At 64.9% G+C, this 7,919-nt stretch carries 8 protein-coding genes and 1 pseudogene; 4 read left to right on the top strand and 5 right to left on the bottom strand.

All coding sequences use genetic code 11. From position 1 onward, the window contains the following. Window positions 1-472 precede the first annotated feature (472 nt). The gene (locus H8B02_RS42450; RefSeq protein WP_176531661.1) at window positions 473-883 is read left to right on the top strand and encodes an NADH:ubiquinone oxidoreductase subunit NDUFA12; all 411 of its coding nucleotides are present in this window, start codon (window positions 473-475) and stop codon (window positions 881-883) included. A 376-nt stretch (window positions 884-1,259) separates the two neighbouring features. Here the strand turns inward: H8B02_RS42450 and H8B02_RS42445 are convergent, their stop codons facing one another. Beyond that, a complete protein-coding gene (locus H8B02_RS42445; protein ID WP_229171663.1) occupies window positions 1,260-1,946 on the bottom strand; it encodes a DJ-1/PfpI family protein in 687 nt (228 codons plus the stop codon). Between the two features lie 128 nt (window positions 1,947-2,074). On the opposite strand from H8B02_RS42445, the gene H8B02_RS42440 reads away from it, so the two are divergent. After that, window positions 2,075-3,013, top strand: a complete 939-nt coding sequence (locus H8B02_RS42440; protein ID WP_229171661.1) for a GlxA family transcriptional regulator — start codon at window positions 2,075-2,077, stop codon at window positions 3,011-3,013. Between the two features lie 247 nt (window positions 3,014-3,260). Beyond that, window positions 3,261-3,479: a hypothetical protein gene (locus tag H8B02_RS42435; protein WP_229171660.1), complete on the top strand. Its 219-nt coding sequence runs from the start codon at window positions 3,261-3,263 to the stop codon at window positions 3,477-3,479. 257 nt (window positions 3,480-3,736) lie between these two features. Here H8B02_RS42435 and H8B02_RS42430 read toward each other — a convergent pair whose 3' ends face one another. The 4 genes from H8B02_RS42430 to H8B02_RS42415 all read right to left on the bottom strand — a co-directional run bounded on the left by H8B02_RS42430 (window position 3,737) and on the right by H8B02_RS42415 (window position 7,445). After that, entirely contained in the window at window positions 3,737-4,171 is a 435-nt protein-coding gene (locus H8B02_RS42430; protein WP_229171658.1) for a hypothetical protein, read from the bottom strand. A gap of 123 nt (window positions 4,172-4,294) precedes the next feature. Continuing rightward, window positions 4,295-5,518 carry an SLC13 family permease gene (locus H8B02_RS42425; protein WP_229171656.1) on the bottom strand — a complete coding sequence of 408 codons (1,224 nt, stop codon included), beginning with the start codon at window positions 5,516-5,518 and terminating at the stop codon, window positions 4,295-4,297. A gap of 168 nt (window positions 5,519-5,686) precedes the next feature. After that, window positions 5,687-6,628, bottom strand: a complete 942-nt coding sequence (gene lipP1, locus H8B02_RS42420; RefSeq protein ID WP_229171654.1) for a LipP1 family hormone-sensitive lipase — start codon at window positions 6,626-6,628, stop codon at window positions 5,687-5,689. Between the two features lie 37 nt (window positions 6,629-6,665). After that, window positions 6,666-7,445 (bottom strand): SDR family NAD(P)-dependent oxidoreductase, encoded by a 780-nt coding sequence (locus H8B02_RS42415; protein WP_229171652.1) that lies wholly within the window; start codon window positions 7,443-7,445, stop codon window positions 6,666-6,668. A gap of 220 nt (window positions 7,446-7,665) precedes the next feature. Here H8B02_RS42415 and H8B02_RS42410 point away from each other — a divergent pair. After that, a pseudogene (locus tag H8B02_RS42410) lies at window positions 7,666-7,919 on the top strand (DUF2155 domain-containing protein); the annotation flags it as partial.

Genomic DNA, 7,919 nt, shown 5'->3' with positions numbered 1-7,919 from the left:
GCCGCCGACATGGCCACCGCCACCGCCGCCGCCGCGCGCACCACCGCCACCGCCCATCGCGCCCATCTGTGCGGCAGACTGGGCGGACGAAACGGTCGGCGCCACAGCCAACGGCAGCGCAAGCGCCAACGCCGCAGCGGTGCTCAGAACCTTCATATTGATCATTTTGGACTCCATTAAATCGGACAATGTCTAACCATCTCTGCGTCTAACCATCTCTGCGGTCGGATCTGCGTCTAACCATCTCTGCGGTCGGACGTTCCTGCGCTCGACATTGATGTCCGTCATCTTTGCTTGACCGGCGGCGCATGTATGGCGGGTGAACAAAACTCCTCGTGACCGCGTCATTTGGTCGCCAAAGGGCCCGCAACCCGGACCCATTCCGGGAGTGCCGGGTTACCTCGGGGGCGGCTGGACATTTGGAGATTCAGGTGGCATCAGAGCCGGACTGCCTCGAACCGACCGGCCACGCATGAAACAATTCCTGCTGAAATTCTTCACCTGGTGGAACGGCCAGACCTTTGGCACGCAATTGTGGACCTCGCGCTATGGCGAACTGGTCGGCGAGGACGAGCAGGGCAATCGCTACTACCGGACCAAGGGCGGCGAGATCGATCCGACGCTGCATTTCGAGCGCCGCTGGGTGGTCTATAACGGCTATGCCGAAGCGTCCCGGATCCCGGCTGGCTGGCACGGCTGGCTGCATCACACGGTTGATGTGCCCCCGACCGAGGAGACGTACGCGCCGCGGGAATGGGAAAAGCCGCATCTGCCGAACATGACCGGCACCGCGCAGGCTTACCGTCCGTCCGGCTCGACGCTGGCGAGCGGCCGCCGCCCCAAGGCGACCGGCGACTATCACGCCTGGACGCCGGGAAGCTGAACTTCACGCATTGTTGTTTCGGACGTGCGCGCGCGTAGCATTGCGCGTGCAGCGCACGCGCGCCTGTGGCAGCGCACGCGCGCCTGTGGACAACGGTAACAGCGGGGACAGGTAGGCCGCTGCCGATGCTGGCCGCTTGCGCCGCGCACGTCTTCGCGGCTCAATGGAGCCATCTTACGGAGATGGGAAACCATCGCGTCGGATCGGGCTCCAGATCGCGACTGTCCCGATGTGCAGCGGCCTCCGAGTTGGATGCGGCCGGGAGATAGGCCCCCGGTGCAGACGTCCTGAAATCGCCCGCAAATGTGAGGCTGCCGTGAGACAGGAAGGGCCGCTCGGGAAACCGGGCGGCCTTTTTCTTTGTCTCACGATCGGGTCAGGACAGCCGTGCCGCGGCGCGGCTCATCAATTCGCCCCGGCGCGCGTGTGCCGGTCCCATCCGCTCCTTCATGAAGGCGAGGATTTCGGCCGGCGCGGTATCGGGCGAGCCGGCATTGAACGGCGGGGCCGGGTTGTATTCGAGCCTGAGCTGGATCGCTTCCGCGGTCTTGCGATCGACGAGCTCGGACACCAGCGTCAGCGCGAAATCGATGCCCGCGGTGACGCCGCCGCCGGTGAAACGGTTGCGGTCGACGCAGACCCGCGTCTTGGTCGGGATCGCTCCGAAGCCCGACAGGAAATCGATCGCGCTCCAATGCGTGGTGGCCCGATAGCCCTTCAGCAGACCGGCGGCGCCAAGCACCAGCGAGCCCGTGCAGACCGACGTGACGTATTTCGCTCCCTCGGCCTGCTTGCGCAGGAAGGCGAGCATCTCCTCGTCGCCGACCATGTCGTCGGTGCCGAACCCGCCGGGCACGCAGATCACGTCGAGCTGCGGGCAGTCGGCAAAGGTCGTGGTCGGCGTCAGGACCATGACGGAGTCACTCGGAACAGGCTCGATCCGTTTCCAGATCAGATGCACCTTGGCACCAGGGACCGAGGAGAACACCTGCAGCGGGCCGGTCAGGTCGAGCTGGGTCACCTTCGGGAAGACGAGCAATCCAATCTGCAGGGGTTCGGACATCGGAGGTCTCCAAATAGCGCTTGACGGAACCACGATGCCATGGTGGCCTCCTGTCCAAAATGGCGTAATTCCCTCATTTTCGGACGAGGCCGCCGCCTCCGGGATTTGGCGTTGCGAGGATTTGGCAAATGATCGGCATCCTGATCTTTCCCGACTTCCAGCTGCTCGACGCGGCCGGCCCGATCGCGGCGTTCGAGATCGCGGCGCGCTTCGCCAGCAACCCGCCTGATATCAAGACGATCGCGGTGAAGGCCGGGCCGGTGCGCTCTTCGTCCGGCGTCGAGATGCTCGCGCGCGGCTTCAAGCCGTCGGCGGCGATCACGACGCTGATCATCGCGGGTGGCAACGGCGTGCGCACGCCGGCGACCTGTCCGGTCACGCTGTCATTCGTGCGGCGGATGGCGAGCCGCGGCATCCGCGTCGCCAGCGTCTGCTCGGGCGCCTATGTGCTGGCCGAGGCCGGCCTGCTCGACGGCCGCCGTGCCACCACGCATTGGCAGCGCACGCCGCACTTCGTGAAGACCTATCCGAAGGTCAAGCTCGAGCCGGACCAGATCTTCGTCCGCGACGGCAACATCTGGAGCTCGGCCGGCATCACCGCCGGCATCGATCTCGCGCTCGCCATGATCACCGAAGACTACGGCGACGAGGTCGCGCAGAACACCGCGCGGCAGCTCGTGCTGTACCATCGGCGCAGCGGCGGCCAGTCGCAGTTTTCCTCGCTGCTGGAATTGAAGGCGCCGAACGGCCGGTTCGGGCCGCTGCTCGCCTGGGCGCGCGAGCATCTCGACGCGCCGCTGACGGTCGAGGACCTCGCCGACAAGGCCGGGATGAGCTCGCGGCATTTCACCCGCGCCTTCATCGCGGAGACCGGCACCACGCCGTCGAAAGCGGTCGAACGGTTGAGGATCGAAGTCGCGCGGCAGCGCGTGCAGTCGTCGGGCGAGGCGATCGAGCGCGTGGCCGAGATCACCGGCTTCCGCGATCCCGAGCGGATGCGCCGCGCCTTCATCCGCGCCTTCGGCCAGCCGCCGCAATCGCTGCGCCGGGCATCGCGCGCGGGGTAGGTCGTCGACCTGCGGAAACTCCGGCGCGTTGTTGGAAAGAAGGGTGATGATTGCAGCAGCGAAGCGAACACAGCCATGAGCGACCGTCGCCAAACTCACCGGCGCTGCCGGCAGAGGCAATTTGAGTTTGGGACAAGCTCGTTGTCCAATCTCACACGATCCATGCCGTTCGTTGCACGGATGAACCAGCGCGGAGGTTCCTGTGACCCACGTTTAGGTGGGCGTTGGGGACCCGAGGAGGTTCTACATGACAAAGCATCGAACAATTACCGGGTTCGTGGCCGTCGCCCTGCTGGCTGTCACTGCAACCGCCGCGACGATCAGGTCGCACGCGCCCCGCACCGATGGCGTTGTCGTCTCCGACGCGGACGCGCTCCCGGCCAGGGATTTCAGCGACCGCTGGTCCCCGATTTCAGCGTTGCCGCCGGCAACGGACATGGCCGAGCACTCACCTGACGTGCGTTAAACCGGTCACTGACGCAGATCCGGCCCATCGCGGGCACGCCGCGTGCAGAGATTAGCGCAGCACAAGCGCCCCGCCGAAGGCGGGGCAAGATGTTGAATCACTTGATTTTGAACGACTTGATCTCAAACGACTTGGTCTTGAATAGAAACTAACGGTTCCGCCGCGCCGGAATAGCGCAGCCATTCACCTGCACACGATCAGCACACACGCTGAAAATCCACGGATGGCCGAGCACGAAACCTGCCCGAGCCGAAATATCAGTTACTCAATGTGTCGGTCGCGATCTTCTTCTTGAGTGCTTCGCAGGTATTCCTGACCTCCGTGGTCATCAACGAGACGGCTTCGATCTGCAGGAAAAAGCGCTTGCCCTGATCGCGGTAACCCGCGGCGAACTCCTTGATTTCCGCGATCATGTCATGGACGCCGGCCACCATGACCTCGCAGTTCTTGGCGGCCAATTGCAGTTCTGTTCCAAGGGCCTCGATCTCTTTCACCGCCGCTTCGTATTCGCGCACGACCGCCTCGGCTGACAGCATGCCCACCTCATTGACGCCGTTGCGATGCTCGACGTAGTCCGGCATCGGTGAGAGAGGCCGAATGTTGCTGCGTGGTCGAGGCGAACTCATCGTGTCGACTTCGCTCTGCAACTGTTCCAGCGGGGCGCGGGCGAGGACTTCTGCACTCACACTCATGCGAACGCTCCATAAGTTGTTACGGCGAATGGAGTTTAGCAATGTCAACGGATTTGTCTCGCTTTTCCACAAGTTTGAAGCAGTTTAATTGTGCATCGCAGCACGGCGAATCCCGCATTTGCATCAATGCGGCGCGTCGGGATGCCAGCCGAGCAGGGCCAGCATCACGAAGAAGCCGACGACGTAGGCCACCATGATCGGCCAGCCCTGGGTGATCCAGCGGACCACCGACTTGGCCTCCGGATACATGTTGGACAGCGCAACGCCCGCGGACGACCCGAACCAGACCATCGATCCGCCAAATCCGACCGCGTAGGCGAGAAAGCCCCAATCGTAGCCGCCCTGCTTGAGCGCCAGCGCGGTCAGGGGAATGTTGTCGAACACCGACGAGACAAAGCCGAGCCCGAGCGCGGTCTGCCATGATGCCGCCGGCAGCTTCTCCACCGGCATCATCGAGGCCGCCGTCACCAGCGCGAGCAGGAACACGGTGCCCTTCAGCGTCTCGGGCATCACCGACCAGTCCGGCCGCCGCAGCAATGAGGTGACGAGGATCGCGGCCCAGACCGCGAGCCCGAGCACGGGCAGCGCATCAAGCAGCGCCGGGAATTTCAGATTGGCGGTCACATTGGCTGAGAGCGCGGCGAGCAGGATCACCGCGACGATCGCAACCCGCGGCCAATCGATGCTCAGGCCGGACGGCGCTTTCTTCACGATCGGGGAATAGCGGTGCTGCTGCAGCGAGGCCGGCACCGCAAAAACCAGCATCGCCACGATGGCCGCGACATAGGCGTCGACGACGGTGAGCGGGCTGACGCCGTCGATCCACATCATCGTCGTCGTGGTGTCGCCGACGACGCTGCCGGCGCCGCCGGCATTCGACGCGGCAACGATGGCCGCGAGGTAGCCGATATGGACGCGGCCGCGGAACACGTGGCGCGCGACAGTGCCGCCGATCAGCGCGGCCGCAATATTGTCGAGAAAACCCGACAGCACGAACACGATCACCAGCAGGATCAGTCCGCCTTTCCAGTCATCGGGTAGCAGCGCCGGCATCTCGTCCGGGATCCGGCTCTCCTCGAAATGCCGCGACAGCAGCGCAAATCCCATCAACAGCAGGAACAGGTTCGCGAGCGTGACCCACTCATGCTCCATGTGGTGCACGAGGCCGGGCAGGCCCGCGCCGAATTTCGCAAAGCCCGCGAATATCAGCTTGTAGGCGACGATCGCGGCAAGGCCGGTCAACGCCACGGCGAGCGTATGGTGATGGAAGATCGCAACGCCGAGCAGCGTCAGCGCGAACAGGATGAAGTCGAGCGGGATACCATAGACGAGGATGGGCGTGAGCAAGACGATCTCGATGGCTGGAGTGCCCGGTGGCGTGAAGCGCGTCCGGCCGCACTATCGCGCGGCGCGGGGAACTTCAAGGCGCGCTAACGCCGCAAGCTGCGTGCCCATCCGCTCCGAGCCTCCATCGAGGGGGCCGACGCTGCAAGCGCGTCGCCCCCGATCGGATCGCTAGCCCAGCGTCTTCAGCCAGGCGCTGATCTCGGTCACCGCGACATTGGCTTGGTTGAGCAGCTTGCCCATGGTGAAGAAGCCATGGAACTGGCCGGGGAAATGCCGGTAGGTCACGGGCACGCCGGCCTGCTTGAGGAATTTCGCATACTCGTCGCCTTCGTCGCGCAACGGATCGGCACCGGCGGTCAGCACATAGGCCGGCGGCAATCCGGCAAAGTCTTTGGCGCGCGCAGGCGAGGCGCGCCAGTCGCTGTTGTCGGCGTCGCCGAGATAATGGTCGCCGAACCAGCCGATCACCGAATGCGTCAGCAGGATGCTGGTGTCGGGCTCGCGATGCGAGGGATGCTTGCGCGAGAAATCGGTCGCAGGATAGACCAGCAGCTGCGCCGCGAGCTTCGGTCCGCCGTCGCGGGCGGTGAGGGCAACCACGGCTGCGAGGTTGCCGCCGGCGCTGTCGCCGCCGACGATCAGGCGCGTGGCGTCGATGCCGAGATCCCCAGCGTTGGCGGCGACCCATCTGGTCGCGGTGACGGCGTCGTCCACCGCGGCAGGGAAGCGGTGCTCGGGCGCCAGCCGATAGTCGACCGAGATCACGATCAGCTCGCCCTCATGGGCAAGCTTCTGGCAAACCACCTCATGGGTGTCGAGATCGCCGATCACCCAGCCGCCGCCGTGGAAGAACACCAGGCACGGCGCGAGCCCGTCCTTCTTGCGCAGCGTCTTCGGCGTGTAGATGCGAGCGGGGATCGCGCCGTGCGGCGCCGGGATCGCAAGCGCCTTGCTCGATTCAAGCGCGGGCGGCTCGGGATTGGAGACGATGCGGGCGGCCCGATAATATTCGCGCGCTTCCGGTGCGGTCAGCGATTCATAGGCAGGGCGGCCGGCCTCCTGGAAAGCCTTGTAAACGGCGGCGGCATCGGGATCGAGAACGACGGGCATAGGCAAACAAACCTTCTTGTGATGCTGAACTGAAGCGTCAGGCGGCGGTGCGGCCGCCGTCGACGGTGTAGGCGGAGCCGGAGACGTAGCTCGCCTCGTCGGAGGCAAGGAAAGCGACGATCGATGCGACCTCGCTCGCGAGCCCGAGCCGGCGCGCCGGGATGCGGTCGACGATCTTCTCGACCGGCGGCGGCGCGTTACCGCCGGAACGGCCTTGCAGGATGGTGCTCAGCATCCGGCTCTCGATCATGCCGGGACAGACGCAATTGACCCGCACGCCGGTGCCGGAGCATTCCCAGGCCGCGCTCTTGGTCAATCCGATCACCGCATGCTTGCTGGCGCTGTAGACCGCGATCATCGGCGATCCCATCAGACCGGCGATCGAGGCGGTGTTGATGATGCTGCCCTTGTTCTGCTTCAGCATCACCGGCAGCACATATTTCATGCCGAGGAAGACGCCGACGACATTGACGTCGAGCACCCGGCGAAAGCTCTCCAGCGAATATTCCGGGATCGGCCTGATGTCGCCCTCGATGCCGGCGTTGTTGTAGAAGGCGTCGATGGAGCCGAAGCGGTCCACGGCGGCCCGGACATAGTCCTTGACCTCGTCCTCATCGGTGACGTCGGCGGTGATCACGAAGGCCTCGGCCGAGCCGGGCAGGTCCTTGATGGCGGCTTTGAGGTCGGCCTCCTTGCGGTCAACTGCGACGATCCGCGCCCCGCGTTCGGCGAGCAATTGGAGCGTGGCGGTTCCGATGACGCCGGCAGCCCCGGTGACGACGGCAACCCGGCCATCGAGCCTGATGCGATCGGGCATGTTTGGGTTTCCTCTGGCTGGTCCGGTTCGATCCGGATTTTCCTGGTTTTCACGCGGTGCCGCGCGCCTTCAGCGTGAGGACTATCACACGTGTTCCCAGGAGTGACCAGAGGGTGACTAGAGGGTGACCGGTGCCTGGCCGGCGGGCCGGGGACGGGCGTCCGGGCGCCCTTTCCCCGCCGTATTCGGCGTGTTAACCGGTGGCCTGCGAGCGGCCGATATCAAGGTAAACTGTCGCGAGACCGATTCGCCCTTTAAAGCCCGCGAGATGCTTCGAACCATTGCCCTGACTGGCTTTGCGGCCTTGGTTGCCGCCTCAACCATCTCGCTTGCGCCGCCCGCGCGCGCGCAGATCGGAACGATTTTCTCCGATCCCGCGCCGCGTCCGCCCGGCTCGATTCCGCGTGGCCAGGTGGCGCCTCCCAGCGACGACGACGAGGAAGTGCCGGAATTGCCGCGCGGCCGTCTGCTGCC

The organism is Bradyrhizobium altum (assembly GCF_020889705.1).
GTDB lineage: Bacteria > Pseudomonadota > Alphaproteobacteria > Rhizobiales > Xanthobacteraceae > Bradyrhizobium > Bradyrhizobium altum.
The sequence above is the reverse complement of the archived record's forward strand: the minus strand, read 5'-3'. Positions and strand labels throughout refer to the sequence as shown.